At 47.1% G+C, this 18,113-nt stretch carries 16 protein-coding genes; 6 read left to right on the forward strand and 10 right to left on the reverse strand.

What is annotated here, in order from left to right; translation table 11 throughout:
* Window positions 1–146: 146 nt before the first annotated feature.
* From OGY09_RS19355 to OGY09_RS25310, 4 genes are all read right to left on the reverse strand, one after another.
* On the reverse strand, window positions 147–629 hold the full coding sequence (locus tag OGY09_RS19355; protein WP_032943274.1) for a glutathione peroxidase: 483 nt from the start codon (window positions 627–629) through the stop codon (window positions 147–149).
* A gap of 168 nt (window positions 630–797) precedes the next feature.
* A complete protein-coding gene (locus OGY09_RS19360; RefSeq protein WP_032943276.1) occupies window positions 798–1,346 on the reverse strand; it encodes a GNAT family N-acetyltransferase in 549 nt (182 codons plus the stop codon).
* Window positions 1,347–1,378: 32 nt separating this feature from the next.
* Entirely contained in the window at window positions 1,379–1,711 is a 333-nt protein-coding gene (locus OGY09_RS19365) for an EmrE family multidrug efflux SMR transporter (RefSeq protein ID WP_071992543.1), read from the reverse strand.
* Window positions 1,712–1,872: 161 nt separating this feature from the next.
* Complete coding sequence (locus tag OGY09_RS25310; RefSeq protein ID WP_111465699.1) at window positions 1,873–2,055, reverse strand: GNAT family N-acetyltransferase; 183 nt, start codon at window positions 2,053–2,055, stop codon at window positions 1,873–1,875.
* Between the two features lie 213 nt (window positions 2,056–2,268).
* Between OGY09_RS25310 and OGY09_RS19370 the strand changes: the two genes are divergently transcribed.
* A complete protein-coding gene (locus OGY09_RS19370; protein ID WP_275399013.1) occupies window positions 2,269–2,859 on the forward strand; it encodes a GNAT family N-acetyltransferase in 591 nt (196 codons plus the stop codon).
* 407 nt (window positions 2,860–3,266) lie between these two features.
* On the opposite strand, the gene OGY09_RS19375 is transcribed toward OGY09_RS19370, so the two are convergent.
* Window positions 3,267–4,181 carry a LysR family transcriptional regulator gene (locus tag OGY09_RS19375; protein WP_032943279.1) on the reverse strand — a complete coding sequence of 305 codons (915 nt, stop codon included), beginning with the start codon at window positions 4,179–4,181 and terminating at the stop codon, window positions 3,267–3,269.
* Window positions 4,182–4,295: 114 nt separating this feature from the next.
* On the opposite strand from OGY09_RS19375, the gene OGY09_RS19380 reads away from it, so the two are divergent.
* The 4 genes from OGY09_RS19380 to OGY09_RS19395 all read left to right on the forward strand — a co-directional run bounded on the left by OGY09_RS19380 (window position 4,296) and on the right by OGY09_RS19395 (window position 9,869).
* Window positions 4,296–5,444, forward strand: coding sequence for a M20 family metallopeptidase (locus tag OGY09_RS19380; RefSeq protein WP_032943281.1), 1,149 nt, complete (start codon window positions 4,296–4,298; stop codon window positions 5,442–5,444).
* A 108-nt stretch (window positions 5,445–5,552) separates the two neighbouring features.
* Window positions 5,553–6,935, forward strand: coding sequence for a C4-dicarboxylate transporter DcuC (dcuC, locus tag OGY09_RS19385; RefSeq protein ID WP_032943282.1), 1,383 nt, complete (start codon window positions 5,553–5,555; stop codon window positions 6,933–6,935).
* Between the two features lie 40 nt (window positions 6,936–6,975).
* The gene (locus OGY09_RS19390) at window positions 6,976–8,670 is read left to right on the forward strand and encodes an NAD-dependent malic enzyme (RefSeq protein ID WP_032943283.1); all 1,695 of its coding nucleotides are present in this window, start codon (window positions 6,976–6,978) and stop codon (window positions 8,668–8,670) included.
* Between the two features lie 155 nt (window positions 8,671–8,825).
* Entirely contained in the window at window positions 8,826–9,869 is a 1,044-nt protein-coding gene (locus tag OGY09_RS19395) for a ParB/Srx family N-terminal domain-containing protein (protein ID WP_032943284.1), read from the forward strand.
* 109 nt (window positions 9,870–9,978) lie between these two features.
* On the opposite strand, the gene trpS is transcribed toward OGY09_RS19395, so the two are convergent.
* The 4 genes from trpS to OGY09_RS19415 all read right to left on the reverse strand — a co-directional run bounded on the left by trpS (window position 9,979) and on the right by OGY09_RS19415 (window position 14,877).
* The gene (trpS, locus tag OGY09_RS19400; RefSeq protein WP_032943285.1) at window positions 9,979–10,983 is read right to left on the reverse strand and encodes a tryptophan--tRNA ligase; all 1,005 of its coding nucleotides are present in this window, start codon (window positions 10,981–10,983) and stop codon (window positions 9,979–9,981) included.
* 215 nt (window positions 10,984–11,198) lie between these two features.
* Window positions 11,199–12,983: a diguanylate cyclase gene (locus OGY09_RS19405; protein WP_032943287.1), complete on the reverse strand. Its 1,785-nt coding sequence runs from the start codon at window positions 12,981–12,983 to the stop codon at window positions 11,199–11,201.
* Window positions 12,984–13,102: 119 nt separating this feature from the next.
* On the reverse strand, window positions 13,103–14,212 hold the full coding sequence (locus OGY09_RS19410) for an AI-2E family transporter (RefSeq protein WP_003832733.1): 1,110 nt from the start codon (window positions 14,210–14,212) through the stop codon (window positions 13,103–13,105).
* 299 nt (window positions 14,213–14,511) lie between these two features.
* Window positions 14,512–14,877: a VOC family protein gene (locus OGY09_RS19415; protein WP_032943289.1), complete on the reverse strand. Its 366-nt coding sequence runs from the start codon at window positions 14,875–14,877 to the stop codon at window positions 14,512–14,514.
* 320 nt (window positions 14,878–15,197) lie between these two features.
* Between OGY09_RS19415 and OGY09_RS19420 the strand changes: the two genes are divergently transcribed.
* Window positions 15,198–16,157, forward strand: a complete 960-nt coding sequence (locus tag OGY09_RS19420; RefSeq protein ID WP_048226636.1) for a YbgA family protein — start codon at window positions 15,198–15,200, stop codon at window positions 16,155–16,157.
* Between the two features lie 12 nt (window positions 16,158–16,169).
* Here OGY09_RS19420 and OGY09_RS19425 read toward each other — a convergent pair whose 3' ends face one another.
* Window positions 16,170–18,098: a putative bifunctional diguanylate cyclase/phosphodiesterase gene (locus OGY09_RS19425; protein ID WP_275399012.1), complete on the reverse strand. Its 1,929-nt coding sequence runs from the start codon at window positions 18,096–18,098 to the stop codon at window positions 16,170–16,172.
* Between the last annotated feature and the right edge of the window lie 15 nt (window positions 18,099–18,113).

The raw sequence follows: 18,113 nt of genomic DNA on the forward strand, positions 1-18,113 counted from the left end.
ACATTAATAGCTGCTATAACCCGCTATTAACTGTTCCGGAAGTTTTTATCTTACTGATTTATATGTATATATTTGAGTTTGCAGCGTGTTTTTTATTCAGGCAGCGAACTGGGGCATACCAGGGTTGGTTCGAATTACAGAGGCGCTCAGACTTTAAGCGCTGTAAGGATAGTGGTTTCTATTTTCTCTGGGGTAGTGAAGGGGGCAAATCGCTTAAGCGGCTTGCCGTCACGCCCGATCAGGAACTTAGTAAAATTCCACTTGATCCGCCCACCCAGCACGCCGGGTAATTCGTCTTTCAGGTAACGAAATACCGGATGCGTAGCGGCACCGTTGACTTCCACTTTCTCAAACATCGGGAAGCTCACACCGTAGTTGATGTGACAGGTTTGCGCGATTTCGTCGGCTCCACCGGGCTCCTGGTTACCGAACTGGTTGCAGGGAAAACCAAGCACCACCAGACCCTGCGCGGCGTACTTCTTGTAGAGCGCTTCGAGGCCTGCATATTGTGGAGTGAAACCACAATGGCTGGCGGTATTAACCACCAGAACCAGTTTGCCAGCGTAGTCGGCCATACAGATGGGCTGGCCATGCAAACTGGTGGCAGTCAGTTGATGAAAGGGGGCCATGCCAGAATCCTCAAATAAGATAGTATTACTCATGTTGCCCGCGAGTGACGGGCTTCGCTGCGTATCTATTTATTATGATCGCAACTGCAGGATTAATAAACTTGCCATTGGTGCAGGGCAAAAATAGAAATTCTCTGCGGTTCGGTTATGGACATTCCATAATTTATTTTAACCAACCTGACGAGCGTTCCATTCGTCGCGCGTGATTTCCCAAAGTTCAGAATCCAGCAAACCGCTGACATACTCTTTCTTTTCCGTTTTGATAAGCCGCATGCCGCTACTGTCTGAAATACGTTTGGAACGGACATTAAGAGAGGCTTTCGGCGCACGCAATACAGTCTTATTTAACGTATTAAACCAGTAATCCGTAGCGACATTACTGGCTTCACGCATAAAACCCTGCCCCTGATATTCCGGAGCTAACCAAAATCCACGGTTATTATCCTCAACGTCATAAAGGCATATTAAACCTATGAGATCGTCAGGGGCCTCACGGAATCTGATAGTCCAGATCCACGCAATCCCTTTATCCACATCAGGCAGGGCAACGTTATTGACGTAATTCTCCGCACCGTTATCAGGATAGGGCCAGGGTACTGAGGAGACCATATAGCGAACTATCTCCCAGCGGGGATAAAGCACCTGAATCTGCGAGGCATCTTCGGCTTGTAATGGTTTTAACAGCAAGCGTTCCGTATGGAGTATTGGTATTTTCATATGCACTTTCCTACTCGAGCAAGATAAGAGGATCAATGTGGGGAGGATTTTGAAAAAATATTAATAACCAGAACCCCAGCACAAATAAGAAGCATACCTGCGATCGCCGGAAAATCTAGCTTTTGCCCACTTACCAACCAGCCCAAAAGACTGATTAATACGATTCCAGCACCTGACCAAATTGCGTATGCAATACCCGTTGGAATGGTCGACAGAGTTTGGGAGAGAAGATAAAAGGCTGTGCAGTAGCACACAATAGTTGCTACAGATGGCCATAGGCGTGTGAATCCGTCAGAGAACTTCATCAGGGTTGTACCTATGACTTCAGCTAAGATGGCCCCGGCAAGGAAAATGTATGAATTCAAAATCTGATCCCATGTGACAATCTAAAGCAAATATCGTATCACAAAGGGGGGGGGGAGTTTGAACACAGGAGTTATCCGCCCAAGACCTCGAAGCTGCCGTACTGAACTCATAGCGATTAGATTTCCGTTGGTGAGTTCTCCTGCTAAGAGCAAAAGAAAACTCAGGCTGATAATGCGATGGACATATCCATACAACGCAGATCTGTTTGGGCAAGTCTTGATGGGGATATCGTTTCCTTGATAAACATAAAACCATGCTTTTCGTAGAAAGTTTGCGCGTTTGGTGTTGAGGTCAAGGTTAACTGTTTCAGCCCTCTTTTAATCGCCTCATTACATTTATAGATTTATCATGAAACGGTTTCGTTTCAACATCGTTGTTTAACAAAAGAGGGAAGTCCATTACTGGCACGGAGTGGACAAGTTACCAACATGAGCAGTGAGTAGATAATCGCCTCTTGATGAGTCGATTATTCAATGCAAACGGGGCATAGTAATTCATTCAGTACAGGATTATGTAGCTCAATCAATCGACACAAAATAATTGTGAGGTCACAAATATGACGCCTACATTGCAAGGATCTCTTGTCACGCTCCGTCCTCTGCTTGAGACAGATGCTCAGCTATTGATTGATGCGGCAGCGGATGGGGAACTCTGGTCCCTGCCATTTACGGTGGTTCCGTCTGCTGACACCGCAGATTCTTACATTCAGAAAGCCCTCAAGGGGCAGATCGAAGGCACAGTCATGCCGTTTGCTGTAACGCTTTCGTCCGATCAACGTGTCATTGGATCAACACGTTTCTGGAAGATTGATAGAGAAAACCGAAAGCTCGAAATTGGTCATACCTGGTATTCACAAAGCTGGCAAAAAACAGCTGCAAATACCGAGAGTAAACTGTTATTGCTGCGGTACGCCTTTGAGCAACTGAAGTGTTTTCGCGTTCAGTTTACGACTGATGTATTGAATGAGCGCTCGCAGGCTGCCATTCTCCGTATTGGTGCGATCCAGGAAAGCATCATCAGAAATGAACGAATTATGCCTGATGGTCGAAAACGTACTTCCATACGGTACAGCATAATTGATGATGAGTGGCCGCAGGTTCGGACCAACCTTGAGCACCGCCTTTCCAGTTACAGGAAAGAGAAATAACTCGAGGTTTTGCGGACAGAAGGTCTGCTGTGAGCGAACAGCGGTCGTTACCGACACCAGCGGATTTTCATTAATGTAGCACTTCAAATTGGTATATAACTTGAATCAGGTTCAAGTACTGATGATGAGAGGCTTGAATAACCTGTGTGGTTTTGGAGTGGTTTTACCCCACTTGAAGCGTGATTTTGGGGGCATCTTTTGGAGCAGGGACATAAAAAGGGACACATTAATAGCTGCTATAACCCGCTATTAACTGTCCCAGTAATTGTTTATCGTAATGATTTATATGTTTTTTTTTTGAGTTTTGAAATGATTGTATTTTGTTAATTTTGCAGAATGCTATTTACTCAGGCTGTGCGTCGGGCGAGTCACACCTGATTGTTAAACTGCGTGATGTTTTTACATTTCTACGTGCTGGAGTCACTTAAATAATTACACAGCAACTTCCATAAGTAATGAGCAGCCGGTGTAAAACGATGATCGGAGCTACGCAATACATGCCACTGACACTCTCTGGCAATATGATGATCAATCGGTATTGCCGTCAATTCCCCAGGATAAGAATTTGCATTAGCGGTTTGTTCTGTCATAAAAGCAATCCCCAGTCCCGCACGGCACAGGGCTATTGCGCTGGTAAACAAATTACAGCAGTAGGATGGCCTGAACATAATCGCTTCATCGCGAAACATCGCAGTGAGATATCGCTGAAGCCCAAAATTGTCATGCATAGCAATCAGGCGATGCCGGGAAAGTTCCTGAAGCGTTACTTTCTTTAAACCAGAAATAACATGATCCTTCCTGACAATGGCACAAATGGCTCCCCGGTTATAGCTATATCGTTTAAGTGCCGGTTGCCCAACGGGACCAAATCCTACGGCCATATCCACTTCACCTCTTGCAATGAGTTCCATCGATGTTTCCATGTTGCCAGAGGTGATATCGACAAACACATTCGGGTAGATTTGGGCAAAATCGCTCACGACGTGGGTAATGATTTCCTGGACCATCCCTTGTCCAACGCGCAGCGTAACTGTCCCTCCACGCATATGGCGCATATCGCTGAGTTGCCGCTCAAGTTCATTGCGTTTTTGTTGAGTAATGGCGTAGTCATCAGCCAGTAATCTTCCCGCCTCGGTGAGGACAACGTTACGTCCTCTTTTCTCCAACAATGGCAGCTGTATTGTTCTTTCCAGAAGAGAGATTTGGCGACTGACAACCGAAGGGTTAAAGCCAAGGATGTCGGCGGCTCTGCGGATCCCACCGTACAATCCGACCATATATAAATAACGGATCGCTTTTTCTGGATAGGTGCTCAATGTCATGTTTTTGCCATTATTGTTGACCTGAAGGCAACAATAATAGCATAGGAGCCTGATTCTTTTTCAACCGGGATTCATTACATACTAATGCTAAATACCTATACGGAGAGTGTGGCAATGAAGAGCGTTGTTAATTACTTACAGAAACATACTGACCTTATCATGGAAGATATCAGCGATTTGGTACTGGCTGAGTCTCCTTCAACGGATAAAGCTGCTGTTGACCACTGTGGTGACGTTTTAAAAGCTATTTTCGAAAAGCGTCTGGGTATACAGGCTGAAACTGAAAAACAGACACATTACGGTAACCAGTTAAAATTTGTTCTGGGAAAAGAGGGCCCGCAAACTACAATTTTGGGGCATTTTGATACGGTCTGGGATAAAGGGGTACTCTCACTTCGCGAAGAAGAGGGGAAATGGTATGGCCCGGGGATCCTCGATATGAAAGCCGGGATGATTCAGTCTATCTGGGCGGTTCGTGCGTTAAAAGAGAGCGGGCAACTAGGCGGTAAGCGCATTGTTTTCCTGTGCAATAGTGATGAAGAACTCGGAAGTCCAAGTTCGAAGGAATGGATTATCCGTAATGCTACAGGATCTGAGCAAGTATTGGTTGTTGAACCGGCGACAACTCATGGTGATTTAAAAATTGCCCGTAAAGGCACTGGCCGCTACCGCATTGCTATCACAGGTCTTGCTGCGCATGCAGGCAATAATCCTGGTGAGGGGGTTAGTGCTATTGAGGAAATGGCTTTTCAGATCCTCAAATTGCGAGAGTTGAATGATCCTGAGCGCGGTACCACCGTTAACGTTGGTATTGTACGGGGTGGCAGTAGGGTTAATGTCGTCGCGGATTATGCCGAATTAGAAATTGATACCAGAGTGGAAAATCAGTCAGAAGCTGCACGGATCCATGATGCTATCACCCGTTTGACACCTCATTTGCAAGGTAGCCAACTCAGGATTGAAGGAGGGCAAACTCGCCCACCGATGGAACGTTCTTCAGCTTCCGAACAGCTATTTGAAAAAGCGCAAAAGATTGCGGAAAAACTGGGCATTACGATTACCGCGAAATCGGCTGGAGGTGGTAGTGATGGAAACTTCACCGCGGCGTTAGGTATTCCTACATTAGATGGACTTGGTGCGACAGGAGCCGGTATCCATGCGCTCCATGAGCATATATTACCCGAAAATATCGTTACCAGAACCGCACTGGTTGCTGGAATGATGCTTAACGATATTAATTCTGATGATGGGGCAAAATTTTAGCTAATTACATCATGCACACTCAACGACATTATTGTTTGTTATCCTCATGTAACCACTGTGGCTATATGGATTATTAATATCTTGACGAATAAATAACAGGACATATCCATGAGTGCTTTTATTATTGCGATAGTTATTACTGTCGTTGCGGCTTGGTTAATTATCAAGAATTACCAGCCGCAAACTATTTTGCTGTTAGCGGGGCTTTCCTTGTTAACAATTACAGCCATTTTCTACCCTGAAAAAAGTATCTTATATGGAAATGCAAAATCCACAGGGTCTGTCTGGATTGATATATTTGCTTTTGTAAAAGGTTCATTATCAACGCAGGTAGCAGGGATCGGTTTGATTATTATGGCGGCCGGTGGTTTCGCCAGCTATATGGATCATATTAAAGCTTCAAAGGCCATGGTTGATGTCTGCATTCGGCCGCTGGAGGCTTTAAAAGCACCTTACCTGATCCTTGCCATCGGCTACATTTTTGCGCAATTGCTCCATGTTGCCATCTCCAGTGCTGCGGGCCTTGCAATGTTATTACTGGTGACATTTTTCCCGGTCTTGGTTCGACTTGGGGTAAGTAAGGCTGCTGCCGCGGCTATGATTGGCATGTGTGCCTTTATGGATCTTGGGCCGGCCGTTGGCACCGCGAACTTAGCTGCTGAATATGCTGGCATGGAAACAGCACTGTATTTTGCTCATTATCAGATGCCGGTAGCTGCGGCGGTGATGGTTGTCGTTTCTATATTAATCTATTTTACGGCGAAATATTTTGACAAAAAAGATGGACATGTTGTTGCGTCACAACGTGCTGTGCCTCCCGAGATTGCTGAAAAAGATGACGCGTCAGCACCTAAGTTTTACGGGTTATTGCCCATTTTTCCTGTCGTTCTGGTATTGGTGTTCAGTCCGTTGGTTGTTGATACCATTAAAGTCGATGTCGTGACTGCAATGGTTATCGGAACTATTGTCGCCTTTATTTTTGAGCTATGTGTAAAACGAAACTTTAAAGAGTGCTGCAAGGGAGTACAAGTCTTCTTTAAAGGTATGGGGAGTATGTTTACCAGTATCGTTTCATTACTGGTATGCGCCGAAATTTTCGCACAGGGATTACAAAAAATTGGTGCAGTGGATTATTTACTCGATGCGACACATAACGCTGGCTTTGGTTTCACCAGCATGACGATTGTAATGGCATGTTTGGTCGGGGTAACGGCTGTACTGACAGGATCGGGGGTTGCAGCCTTCTTTTCATTTGCCGGTATGGCGCAGTCTATTGCAACAAAGTTTGGTATGAACGCCGTACATATGCTTCTGCCGATGCAACTGATGGCTGGGATGGGGCGCGCAATGTCGCCCGTAGCCGGTATTATTATTGCCGTCAGTAAATCGGGTGAGTGTTCCCCATTTATGATCGTGCGCAGAACGGTCATTCCGGCACTTGGTGGAATCATAACTATGCTAATCGCTAATACGCTAATTTCCAGTATGTAATAGTAACTGAATACGGAAGGTTTTTATCTGGATGAACACTATGTTAAATGAAAATGTAGATAATTTACTCTATATTCCTTACTCAGGTTCTGTTCTACTCGAATCTCCTCTTCTTAATAAAGGAAGTGCTTTTAGCGAAGAGGAACGAGTGATATTCAATCTGGAAGGATTACTACCCAATGCAGTTGAAACAATTGAGGAGCAATCCCATCGAGCATATCGCCAGTTTAGCGATTTTAAGTCTGCTATTGCACAGCATATCTACCTTAGGAACATTCAGGACACTAACGAAACACTATTCTATTATCTGGTGAATAAACATTTAGCAGAAATGTTACCTATTATTTATACACCTGTTGTTGGCCATGCATGCGAACATTTTTCTGATATTTACCGTAGGGCCAGAGGGTTATTTATCGCATGGCCGGATCGCCATAAAATCGATGATATATTGCACAATGCCACGAAACAGCATATTCGTGTCATCGTCGTCACCGATGGTGAACGGATCTTGGGACTTGGGGATCAAGGTATTGGCGGCATGGGGATTCCAATCGGCAAACTGTCTTTGTATACCGTCTGCGGTGGTATAAATCCGGCAAATACATTACCCATTCTGCTGGATGTTGGAACCAATAATTCTCAACTGCTAAATGATCCTCTTTATATGGGATGGCGTCACCCAAGAATTACCGGGGAGGAATATTTTGAGTTTGTGGATATGTTCATAAACGCGGTTAAACGTCGATGGCCTGAGGTCCTACTGCAATTCGAGGATTTTGCTCAGCAAACGGCACTTCCTCTTCTGGAGCGATACAGAGATGAGATGTGCTGTTTTAATGACGACATCCAGGGAACTGCTGCCGTCGCGCTAGGATGTTTAATGGCGGCAAGCTCAGTCTCTGGTCGTTCATTATGCGAGCAAACAGTCGTTTTTCTGGGGGCCGGATCGGCTGGTTGCGGTATTGCTGAGCATATTGTTCAACAGATGGTCGCTGAAGGCTTGTCTGAAGTGGAAGCTCGCGCCAGAATTTTTATGGTGGATCGGTTCGGATTGTTGACTGATGACCAGGCAAACCTTCCACCTTTTCAGCGACAACTGTCACAGCCTCGAACGATCGTCGAAAGCTGGGGTGTGGAAAGCGAAAAAATGACGCTGATGGATGTTGTTTGTCACGCGCATCCTACGGTGTTGATAGGTGTTACCGGCCAACCAGGCTTGTTTAGCGAAGCTATTATTAGGGGAATGTACAAGTACTGTAAGCTCCCAATAATCATGCCGTTATCCAACCCAACTTCACGGGTCGAGGCGAGGCCGGAAGATATTATTGAATGGACAGAGGGAAACGCCATTGTTGCAACGGGAAGTCCATTTAATCCCGTAATATACAAAGGAAAGGAGTATCCCGTTGCACAATGTAATAATGTTTACATCTTCCCTGGTATTGGTCTAGGGTGTCTGGCAAGCCGCGCCACACGAATTACAGAAAATATGTTAATAACGGCAAGCCGAACGTTAGCCTCTTTTTCGCCAATGAAAAGCAATAAAGATTCTCCATTATTACCGGATATAAATAATATTCAGGAAGTAACAAAAGCTATTGCCTTTAGTGTTGGTATTGCAGCGCAACGCGATGGCGTAGCCATTCGTATACCGGAGGAATCATTACTCGGCAAAATTGACGAGATTTTTTGGCATCCGCAGTATCGTCAATACAGACGGACCTCATACTGACGCTAATCAACCCCCTCTCTGGAGGGGGATTGACGCCACTCATCGATAGGGAGGTTGGATTTTGGCACAATGCATCTTATTCTCAACGCAAGACACCCTTGCTGACCGATGGCGAAGGTCATGGGATATTAACCCGTAACTCAGGGAAGGCGGCAATGACAGATTATTGGTGGAAAGACCTGGTTGATCGTAATAACCAGTGGCAAGGGTTGGAACTGACCGTCAAAGAAAATCAAAGAACTGAGCCAGCGATGGAAATGCTCAGTGGCCATTTTGGGCGTATGGCATTGCAGCTCGCCGGAGAGCCGTTATTCTGGGCTTCAATGCTTGAAGATCATTCCGGCGTTTGGTTGGTTTTTAATGCAGATCATCCACTGAGCCAGGAGATATTACCTGCGGTAACTTCTGAAGATATTGGACGGATAAAAGCCAAAGGCGAGCAGGTGCGGATCGGCGAATGGTGCCGGTATTTTGTTCGTCAGTTAATGAATGCGCCAACACCATTACTCTCACCGCAGCGTTGGTTGATAAGACCGATGTTACCGATTCAATGTTCATCGCGCTATTCCAGTCCCCAACCCGTTGCGTTAGAAAACTGGCGTTTCTCAGCGCCAGAAAGCACTGAAAATATTAACTGCCAGTGGACGCTGTACGGTGAAGATTTCCCTGATCTGACGCAGCCGGAAAACGTCAGATTGATTGACTGGTGGTGGGGCGGTTATTTGCTGCGGGGGCGTTATGCCATTCAACCCAATACGGGGAGAGTAAAATGGTGGCGTAAAAAATGCCGAGAGGGGGCGTTGCCGCCGATACTGGTCTGGTATATCGCCGGATTAGGATCTTATGTGATCCTTGATGGGCATTATCGATTACAGGCGGCGATCGAAGAGCAGATCCCCCCTTTATTTCTGGTGCTGAGCGAGCTTAATGAAAGGGAATATCCTGCCGATGCTGCCCACCAGGCGCGTATCGTTCAGTCGCTGGAAAAGCAGCTGGCTAACAACTCCAATTACAGTGTCAATGCGGTAAATCAGACGCTGATTAGTCTCTATGACAGACGATATCTTTACGCGTCAACGCATAGCCGCGCTACTCTCGGTGAGGGAACCCAATGGGCTACGGAGGTGGAACGTTATCTGCAAAAACATCATCTTGATGCGTATCGGGACAAGATTTTTCAGCGGGTTAAGGGAGATTGATTTTTACCCTACATTTTGTCGATATAACGCGAGCCAGCTTCTGATAACTCCCGGCGGTGGCATTCAGACGGGAGTCATCGTTACTTATCGCTCCTGTTGCAACTCGATATCAGAACACCGGCAAACCCAGTCCTTGCTTCACTTCTCTTAATGTCTGCTGCGTAATCTCGTGCGCCTGCTCGCTTCCTTTTTTGAGCATCGCCATCAGCATGCCTTTATCCTGAATGTAGGTTGCACGCCGCTCGCGCATTGGCGCGATGAGTTCTTGCAAGCACACTTCCAGCTCGTTTTTGCATGTCCGGTCACCCAGTCCACCCCGTTGGTAATGCGCTTTCATTTCCGCCACTTTTGCTTTATCCGGATGAAAAGCATCGAGGTAAGTGAATACCATATTGCCGTCTATTTGCCCTGGGTCGGACACTTTCAGATGATTAGGGTCGGTGTACATTGCGCTGACCGCGCGGTGAATGGTTTCTTCGCTGGCTGACAGGAGCAATGTGTTACCAAGCGATTTTGACATTTTGGCATTTCCGTCGATCCCTGGAAGGCGGCTGGTTTCACTCAGCAGCGCTTTGCAGTGCGATAGGACGGGGGCCGGTAACAGGCTATTCATCTTATGCACTATCTCATTAGTCTGTTCAATCATTGGCAACTGATCGTCGCCGACGGGAACGACTTCGGCTTTGAAGGCCGTAATATCTGCCGCCTGACTGATGGGATAAACCAGAAAACCAACCGGTAACGAGCGGGCGAACCCTTTCTGCGCAATTTCGTTTTTGACCGTAGGATTACGCTCCACGCGAGCCACGGTGACGATGTTCATATAAAGCGCGGTTAACTCTGCGAGAGCAGGCAGTGCAGATTGCAGACAGATGGTAGTAAGTGACGGGTCTATTCCTGCGGCAAGATAGTCGGCAAGTACTTCGGGAATATTGTTGCGGATCTTTTGCGGTGTGCTGCCGTTATCAGTTAACCCTTGTAGGTCAGCCACCAATATAAACTGCTGATAATCGTGTTGCAGCGTGGCGCGCTGGCGCAATGACCCCACATAATGGCCAAGATGCAGCGGGCCGGTGGGACGATCGCCTGTGAGGATGATAGTTTTATTGTTCATGTCAGACTCCTTAGTCATAAAACCGAAAGGGGTCTCTAAATGCAAATAACCGCCTTTCGGCGGTTATTTAAAATGAGGAAAACACATTCTGACCGCCTTTAAGAAGGCAGCCACCACAGGTTGAGATTAAAACCGTTGATATCGTGTTTTGTGTTCATCCAATTAACATACCACCTGGCGTAGAGGTAAAGCAATGCCCGAAGTGCTGGCGCATATCAGCTCGCTTCCAGCATGCCAAAGCTCACAATGCGCGAACGACCTAACTCTTTCGCACGGTACAGTGCAACATCTGCGGCGCGTAACAGGTTGTCGCTCTGGGCGTGCTGCGGGTAACTGGCGACGCCTATAGAGACATCCACGTGTCCAATATCGGAAACGCCAAAGCGCAGCGACAGTTCGCGTACGCCGTTGTAGATTTCCGTAGCAAAGCGGTTAGCGGCCTGTTCATCCGTATTGGCCAGCAGTACCAGAAACTCTTCACCGCCGTAGCGGAAGGCCATGCCGCTGTTGTGGACAACGCGCTGAATAGTCGCAGCGATACTTTTAATCACGCTATCGCCAGCCTCATGGCCAAAGCGGTCATTAATACTTTTAAAATGATCGATATCGATCATCAGGCAACTGATTGGTTCTTTGTTACGCACTGCCTGGCTCATCTGGGTACGCAGTGTATCTTCAAGATGATGACGGTTGCGCAGTCCGGTTAGCGGGTCATAGAGCGCTTTCTCCAGTAGGGCGTCACGCAGACGCTGGTTGGCTAATGCGAGGCCGAGTGCTTCTGCCATCAGCTCCAGATATGCACGGGAGGGGGCGGAATCATCGCTAAGGTTCTGGAATGAGAGCAGACCGATGGCTTCGCCCTGGGCAATCAGCGGAACGCACAGAGTGTGGTGCTGGCATGACTCTGGCAGATGGTAGCAGGCGATATCGGGTTCACCTTGTACCGGAGGATGGCTCTGGCCGCGGCGCACAGCCCAGCATTCGTCCGGGTGGAACGCATCCGCTTTACCCTGCGGAGAAAGCCATTGTGCAACGCAGCGCATTTGCCAGGGTTCCTGGTCCAGTATGTAAAGCCGCCCGGCAATACCTGGAGCAATATTCGGTGCAAACAGCTCTGCCACATTGATGACATCGGCAAAACTCTCGCAGCCTTGCAGGCGCTGCGTCATACGCGCCAGCAGATCGCGGATTGCCCAGTCGGCATCTCGCTCTTTCTCCAGTCTCTGACGCGCCAGACCGTTCTCGCGAAATATCCGGATCGCCTGCGCCATATCACCTATTTCATCTATCTGGTTAAAGCTGGGCGTTTCCACGGCGTAATCCTGCGACGCCAGACGGTTAACCACATCGCTCAGCCGTACAACGGGGCGCAGGACGCGACGCTTTAAAATGAAACCGAGAACGAATAAAAACAGCAGCGCTGTCAGACCGACCATCACTTCAGAGGCTGTCCGCAGCATGCGGGATGACTGGGTTGCATATTCAATTGTATTGCGTACGCGGTTATCGAGCAGTTGGCGGAAATGATCTATCCGGTCCTGGGCGCGTTCCAGTTCCTGTTCATAGCTTTTCCCATAGAGCAGGGCAATAGCCTGCGACTCTTCTGCGCGCGCGACGCTGGCAAGCGCCGCAGCTTGCTCGTCCTGCAGGGCATCAACAATCTGTAGCCCTTCGTGCAATAGCGCCAGCTCTTCATCCGTTGCCCCGATGTCTTTTAGCTTCGACAACCGCTGTTCCACCGCTTTTAGCGATGCTTCTTTCTGACGGTAGGCGTCAAGCACCTGAGGATCTTTTGCAATAACATAGTCGCGCGCCAGGTCGGACAGCGACCAGGCATCGAGTTCGACTTCTTCGGTAAGTTGATCGAACTGATAACGCTGTTCTACCACCTGGCGTTCTGTGTTATCGGCGCTGGATGCCATCAGCATGACAACGCCTGAAGCGATGGTCAGGCATACCGTCGCGCTATAGGCCCAGTTGGTGATTGTGGCAATTCGCACTGATTAGTTCCTTCTGCGACGATTAATGAATACGCATGATTGCAATTATAGGAAACGCATGATTTTGCGTGAAAATAAAAAAGGCGGTCCCGAAACCGCCTTCTGTTATCGTCCTGCAATCATAAATCTGGAGGATTTTTTCCTTCTTCCATAAAGGCTTCGTCGATTCCTTCCACGTTACCTTCATGGTCACGCCCGGAAAACAGGTTCCAGCAGGTTATGAATAGTGCAGCAATCAGGGGGCCAATCACAAAGCCGTTAATGCCGTAGATCTCCATGCCGCCGAGAGTGGTAATCAAAATCAGATAGTCCGGCATTTTGGTGTCTTTACCTACCAGCAGCGGGCGTAGGATATTGTCCACCAGCCCAACGATAATCACGAAGAAGCCAACGATAAACAGCCCTTGCCATAGCTGGTGGGTGGCGAACAGGAATATTGCTGCAGGTACCCAGACGATCGCTGAGCCCACGGCAGGCACGAGCGAGAGAAACGCCATCAACGCCCCCCACAGAACGCTGCCGTCGATATCCACAATTGCAAACGCGATGCCGCCAAGAATACCCTGAACCAAAGCGACGACCGCCGTGCCCTTGACGGTTGCCCGCGTCACGCCGACGAATTTGGCAAACAGGTGCTGTTTGGCAAAATCAGAAAGGGGTAATGAGTCCAGAATCTGGCGCACCAGATACGGTCCATCCTTCAGTAAGAAGAACAGCAGATACAGCATGATGCCAAAACTGATAGCAAAGCCGAATGTCCCTTTCCCAATCAGAAATGCACTGCCAGCAAGGTACTGCCCGCCTTGCAGCACGACATCGGACAGTTTTTTCTGGATCTGCGCGACATCATCCAGATTGTGTTCTGCCAGAAATCCTCTGGCCCAATCAGGAAGGTACGAAAGAATAGAAGTGACGACTTCCGGGAACTGCGTGTCATTCTGTTGCAGTTTGGTGTACACCACGTTCAGTTCAATGGCCAGCGATGACAGGATTACCATCAGCGGGATAAAGACAATCAGACAGATAATGACGATGGTAATTAACGATGCCAGCCCGTTGCGTTCGCCAAGCGCGCTACGAAGTCTGTTTTTTACCGGGTTAAAGATAGTCGTTAATATCGCGGCCCACAAAATGGCGGAAAAGTAGGGGGACAATACATCGAAGAACGCCCAGGTCACGAGGGCAAGTATGAAAATGAAGAAACCTTTAGTCAGTCCGTTAAATCGCATTAGTGAACCCTGTAATGAGAAGCAGTCCCGACTATAGAACCGTTCAGGGGATTTACCAACTTTAGCTGCAGATATTTAGAATAAAGATGTTGCACTAAGGCTACATTCTTATTGTCCTTGCTTCACTGGCGGGAGAGCTATCCTCGCCTCAGTTCAAACTTAATCTTAGACATATACGAATTCCTTCTTTTCAACGATACTCTTATGCTATGAGTTCAAATAAGCAGCGTTATTACAGCTCTTCAGGCAGATTCAAAATCAACATCGAATAATTTTTCGATATCCAAACTGCACCTTAATCAGTCCGGCGCATGGCAGACAGCCTCAATATTATGGCCATCAGGTGCAATGACAAATGCGGCATAGTAGTTTTCGCTATAGGAACGTAAGCCAGGTTCTCCGTTATCCTGGGCTCCTGTGCGCAAAGCAGCATTGTAAAATTCATCAACTTGCTGCCGGGTTTTTGCGACAAACGCCAGATGGAGAGGAGCCGGTTTGTCATTCGTGTGGAACAGACAAAGTGAAACATTATCGGAACCCATTTCAACACCGTAGCTTGGTGTGCCTTCATTGATGAGTTCTACGCCAAGCGGCTGAAGCGCGTTGAGAAAGAAAATTTTACTTTTTTCGTAATCACTTACACCGATTTTCACATGATCGAACATTCTTTATTCCTCATGAAGATATGAACAAATAAAGAGTATATAAAGAGATTGAAGTCGCATTCACGTAAGAACCTGTCAATGTGATGAACATCAATTTAGAGATCTATATATCTACAGTACCTGCCTTTGCTGTTTTAATTGGATTCTTTGATTGCCTGGTTTGTATCCCGCCTAAATATTCATTAGGAATGGCACGATTATGGGGGATACTTACACTTGCATCTATCAGTTCAACTCACAGCAGATAACTTACGCTATGATTTAATAGTGAAACCGTCATTTTTTCCCGAAAAGGGTCGTCAATTAACGAGGGGGTCGCTATGAACACTCAGCCTGTCATCGGGATTAGTGGATGTTTAACTGGTTCAGCCGTGCGATTCGACGGTGGGCATAAACGGATGGGGTTTGTGATGGACGAACTGGCTCAGTGGGTGACTTTCAAACCTGTCTGCCCAGAGATGTCCATCGGTTTGCCTGTACCACGTCCCGCGTTGCGTCTGGTTCAAACCGCCCAAGGGAATGTCCGCATCTGTTTTAGCCATGCGCCTGGTGAAGATGTAACCGATAAAATGTCCGATTTCACCAACTCATATCTTCAGGGACTTGGTGGCCTCTCGGGTTTTATCGTCTGTGCTAAATCACCGAGTTGCGGTATGGAAAGAGTGAGATTGTATGACGAGAAGGGAAATCGTGGGCGAAAAGAAGGGACTGGTCTGTTTACTGGCGCGTTAATGGAAACCTACCCGTGGTTGCCAGTCGAAGAAGATGGCCGCTTGCACGATCCAGTGCTGAGGGAGAACTTTGTCGAACGCGTGTTCGCATTGCATGAGCTTAACAGGCTGCGGGCCAATGGTCTTACTCGCCATGGCTTACTCAACTTTCACAGTCGCTATAAGCTACAGCTTCTGGCTCATCACCAGGCCGGTTACCGGGAAATCGGCCCATTCGTTGCCTCGCTTCACCAGTGGGATGATTTGGACGCTTTTTTTGTTGTCTATCGTGAAAAGCTCATGACGATCCTAAAAAAGCCCGCCTCACGGAAAAATCACACCAACGTACTGATGCATATCCAGGGCTACTTCCGCGAACAGTTGAACACCCGCCAGCGCGGAGAGTTACGTGACGTTATCCTCAACTATAGCGGTGGGCTGCTGCCAATATTGGCGCCTCTGACGCTACTCAAGCACTATCTGGCTGAATACCCAGACAGCTATCTGCTTACCCAGAACTATTTTGATCCTTATCCGAATGATTTAGCGCTACGGTTGATGATCAAATAGTCTGAGAGCGATTCAACCGTTTCTGATTTTCTCATCGATACAAGGCTGAGGTTTACCAAACAGATATCCTTGGGCGAAATCGCAGCCCAGCGCCTGAAGGCTTTTTAGTTGTTCCTGCGTTTCAACACCTTCAGCAACAGCCTTCATATTGAGGGATTTCGCCATGCCGGTGATCAGTTTGATGATATTAAGCGCATCTTCCTGTGTGGATATTGAATGGACAAACGACTTGTCTATTTTAATTTTATCGAAGGCAAGCCTGCTCAGGCGCGAAAGGGAAGAATATCCGGTACCAAAATCATCGATGGAGATTTTTACACCCATGGCTCTGAGTTTATTAAGTGTATTCATCGGCGTCGTACTCTCAGTGAAGAGAGAGGATTCTGTTACTTCCAGTTCAAGACGATCGGCTGGGAGTCCAGTTTCTTTCAGAATAGACAGTACGATACCGACAAAGGCTTTGCTGCTTAGCTGGACAGGAGAGACATTCACTGAAATTTTAGCCGGAACCGCCCAACAAGCCGCTTCCCGGCAGGCAATTTCAAGCACAGCTTTCCCCACCTCATTAATCATTCCGGTTTTTTCAGCAACAGGAATAAAGTTATCCGGCGACAGGAGGCCCTTTAGAGGATGGAGCCAACGAATTAGGGCTTCATAGCTATAAATTTCCTGGCTGAAGGAGTCAACAATGGGCTGATAATAAACCACGAATTCTTTGTTCACTATTGCCAATGCCATATCATGCTCAAGCGTTCTGCTTTCTTGTAGCTTTTCTAACATTCGTTGTCGGAAGACTTTTATCTTACCAGAGCCTTCACCTTTGGCTTCATAAAGGGCCAGATCGGCAAATTTATAAAGATAGTCGGAACGACGTTCAGTGTCTGAGATAACAATGCCAACACAGGTGGTTATGTTGATAATCGTGTTATAAATAGTGTAGGGCTGGCTGATAAATTCACATATTTTCTGGGCGCGCGAAACGGCGTGGCTTTCTGTCAGGCCGCTTGAGAGAAACGCAAATTCATCTCCACCCAGGCGATACAGCGTATCCGAGGTAAGGCTCATCGAAACCAGTCGGTCTGATATCTGGCGTAGCAACATATCACCGGCATCATGACCATACGTATCATTTACCTCTTTGAATCGATCTAAATCAAACAACATCACAGTCACAGAATCGTGATTTTTTTCTGCTCTCTCAATTGTTTTATTTAAATCGCTCCAGAATAGCTGACGGTTATTCATCTCGGTAAGAGAGTCATGGTAGACGTCATATTCTAGTTTAGCATTCTGCATTTGCAGTTTTTCTTTAGATTTCTGCAGTTCTTCGGCAAGACTCTTGACCTGCAGGTGCGCCCGCAGAATATTTCTGTTTTGATAGAAAATGAGCACGCCCAGAATCGCACTCAGTATTATCAGCAGCACAGAGGTTGCAGAATAAATATAGTACAGCGTCTGAATTTTTTGGTTGGCGTTATTGATCGAGTTAACATCTTTGTTTAACGCACCAGATGAAAGACGACCCAGTGGCGCATCCAGAGTATGCATTTTTTTCAGATAAGCCTGGAGTGCTGAACGGTTCATTTTTTCTAGATTAACATCCAGAAAACTAAGGGTATTTTCAAGTTTTACCGCCAGCTCGCGGTGGGCTATATTGCTTTCGATGTAGCGCCCCAGGTCACCTTCTTTTATCAAATCACTCTGGCTAAGCATAATGTCGAGGCGCATGCGTACATCATCGAGATTCATCGTATCATCGATAGTGTAAAGACCAAGCAACGATTCAAATCGGTAATATTGTGATACCAGCTGAGCAGCAGACCAGGAATCGGTGTAGTGAGTCAGTTTCTGTAACTCTTGTTGCCGTTCATGCACGAGGAAAGAGATATACCCGGTAGATATAAAAAGAAAAAAGATGATGCCAGCCAGTATTCTGTTCATGATGTTCCTCTGAAC

The sequence above is a fragment of the Citrobacter sp. Cpo071 genome, from assembly GCF_030332765.1.
In the GTDB taxonomy this organism is placed as follows: Bacteria; Pseudomonadota; Gammaproteobacteria; order Enterobacterales; family Enterobacteriaceae; genus Citrobacter; species Citrobacter portucalensis.

Excerpts from the sequence above, each read along its gene's own strand:
- OGY09_RS19355 (WP_032943274.1), bottom strand. The coding sequence starts at position 629 with ATGGCCCCCTTTCATCAACTGACTGCCACCAGTTTGCATGGCCAGCCC.
- OGY09_RS19360 (WP_032943276.1), bottom strand. The coding sequence starts at position 1,346 with ATGAAAATACCAATACTCCATACGGAACGCTTGCTGTTAAAACCATTA.
- OGY09_RS19370 (WP_275399013.1), top strand. The coding sequence starts at position 2,269 with ATGACGCCTACATTGCAAGGATCTCTTGTCACGCTCCGTCCTCTGCTT.
- OGY09_RS19375 (WP_032943279.1), bottom strand. The coding sequence starts at position 4,181 with ATGACATTGAGCACCTATCCAGAAAAAGCGATCCGTTATTTATATATG.
- OGY09_RS19380 (WP_032943281.1), top strand. The coding sequence starts at position 4,296 with ATGAAGAGCGTTGTTAATTACTTACAGAAACATACTGACCTTATCATG.
- dcuC (WP_032943282.1), top strand. The coding sequence starts at position 5,553 with ATGAGTGCTTTTATTATTGCGATAGTTATTACTGTCGTTGCGGCTTGG.
- OGY09_RS19390 (WP_032943283.1), top strand. The coding sequence starts at position 6,976 with ATGTTAAATGAAAATGTAGATAATTTACTCTATATTCCTTACTCAGGT.
- OGY09_RS19395 (WP_032943284.1), top strand. The coding sequence starts at position 8,826 with ATGACAGATTATTGGTGGAAAGACCTGGTTGATCGTAATAACCAGTGG.
- trpS (WP_032943285.1), bottom strand. The coding sequence starts at position 10,983 with ATGAACAATAAAACTATCATCCTCACAGGCGATCGTCCCACCGGCCCG.
- OGY09_RS19410 (WP_003832733.1), bottom strand. The coding sequence starts at position 14,212 with ATGCGATTTAACGGACTGACTAAAGGTTTCTTCATTTTCATACTTGCC.
- OGY09_RS19415 (WP_032943289.1), bottom strand. The coding sequence starts at position 14,877 with ATGTTCGATCATGTGAAAATCGGTGTAAGTGATTACGAAAAAAGTAAA.
- OGY09_RS19420 (WP_048226636.1), top strand. The coding sequence starts at position 15,198 with ATGAACACTCAGCCTGTCATCGGGATTAGTGGATGTTTAACTGGTTCA.
- OGY09_RS19425 (WP_275399012.1), bottom strand. The coding sequence starts at position 18,098 with ATGAACAGAATACTGGCTGGCATCATCTTTTTTCTTTTTATATCTACC.